This is a genomic window from Zoogloea sp. LCSB751, from assembly GCF_002028455.1.
In the GTDB taxonomy this organism is placed as follows: Bacteria; Pseudomonadota; Gammaproteobacteria; order Burkholderiales; family Rhodocyclaceae; genus Zoogloea.
Window position 1 is genome coordinate 1 of record NZ_MWUM01000066.1, and the last position, 1287, is coordinate 1287.

General features: G+C 61.3%; 1 protein-coding gene. It reads left to right on the forward strand.

Annotated features, from left to right (window positions below):
• Positions 1 to 208: 208 nt before the first annotated feature.
• Positions 209 to 1287, forward strand: a 1079-nt coding sequence (locus B4920_RS25735) for an amidohydrolase family protein (RefSeq protein WP_079437588.1), incomplete at its 3' end; no start/stop codon positions are given.

Below are 1287 nucleotides of genomic sequence, written 5' to 3' on the forward strand. Positions count from 1 at the left end.
AACAGAGTTGTATTTTCTGTTTAAATTGTGCATGATGTTTCCAAGAAATCGAGGCAACGACGAGTGCCCGGCGGCAGGAGACAAAGTGCGACAGGTCTGACGGAAAGGTTGTTTCCGTGGGTTCGGTGCGCGCGCTCCGATAGCCGGGTTCGGGTTGCCAAGCCGCTCATTCGAGAGCGCCCATCCCTGAGCAAGAGGACCGCCGACCATGCTGATCGACCTGCACGCCCACGCCCCGCACCCGGACTACTACGACCAGGACCCTTACTGGGGTCCGGCCTTCGAATCGCAACCCGACGGCGACATCAAACTGCGTGTGGGGGACTGGATCCTGAGTCTGGGCGCCCCGGAACGGAAGGCGGCACTGCGCAAGGCCAAGGCAGAAGGGCATGCGCTGAATGTTCAGGAGTACATGGCCCGCTGGCGCGACCCGAAGACGCGTCTGGCGGGCATGGACGCGGCAGGGCAGAGCGCACAGGTGGTGTCGGTGCCGTCCCACTGCTACATGTACTGGACTCCGCTGGAGTACGCCTTGCCGTTCTCCCGCAAGGTCAATGATGTGCTGGCCGACTACTGCTCGGGCGCACCGGACCGCCTGATGTTCTGGGCCCAGGCGCCACTGCAGAACCCGCGGGAAGCCGCGAAGGAGCTCCGCCGTGCCTGCACCGAGCTGGGTGCCAAGGGCCTGGGGGCAGGTGGCTCCAACTTTGGGGGGCTGGAGTTTGATTCTCCCGAAATGGATGTGGTGTGGGAGACCCTGTGCGACCTGGATCTGCCGATGTTCGTGCATGGCTACAACCAGTCGGTGACCTGGGGTAAAAACGCCAACAGCGATCGTTTTGAAACCACCGCCATCGTCGGCATGAACTACGACGAAACCAAGGCCTTCTGGTACCTGGTCAATGGCGGGGTGCTCGACCGCTTTCCCAATCTCAAGGTGTACATCACCCACGGTGGCGGTTTTGTGCCCTACCAGCTGGGTCGTCTGGCGCAGACCAACCCGAACCTGGATGTCTATCACAACCAGAAGCCGGTGCTGGAGTACCTGAAGAACTTCTACTTCGATGTGGAGCTGCACGAGTTGCCGATGCGTCAGGCGCTGATCGACGTGATCGGGGCTGAGCGGATTCTGTACGGGTCAAACTTCGGGGGCAGCGACGCGGTGCGCCATGACCTGACGGACGGGCTACGGCTATCGGAGGAGGACTTGCAGAAGATTCGCTGGAAGAACGCAGTTGAGCTGCTGCACCTGGATCCGAGCAAGCTCGTCAAGGTCAACAAACCGGC